The following is a 261-nucleotide window of genomic DNA, read 5'->3' as shown; positions in this document are numbered from 1 at the left end:
CTGCTCGGCGGGCTGGCTAAAGTCTAGCTCGGCCTCGGCTTTGCTGAGCTTGGCGGCGTAGGTCACGCCCTCTTCCGGCTGAGGCGTTGCCTCTAGGCTGCCGTTGTCCAGCTGGTCTAGCACGTTCACCAGCGCATTGGCCCCTTGAATGGCCAGTCGGTCGTGGAGGTCGCCACCGGTGGTGAGGGAGGTAATTGGGGTACGCACTTCATACAGCATGGCGCCGGTATCCAGCCCCGCATCCATCTGCATGATGGTGAC

The 261-nt window shown here is 62.8% G+C and carries 1 protein-coding gene; it reads right to left on the bottom strand.

Going from position 1 to position 261, the window contains the following annotated elements; genetic code table 11:
* A partial coding sequence (locus tag V0R37_RS22535; protein ID WP_420376614.1) for a methionyl-tRNA formyltransferase occupies positions 1-261 on the bottom strand: 261 nt, incomplete at both ends.

The sequence above is a fragment of the Pollutimonas rozaliensis genome (assembly GCF_048751585.1).
Lineage (GTDB): Bacteria > Pseudomonadota > Gammaproteobacteria > Burkholderiales > Burkholderiaceae_B.
The sequence above is the reverse complement of the archived record's forward strand: the minus strand, read 5'-3'. Positions and strand labels throughout refer to the sequence as shown.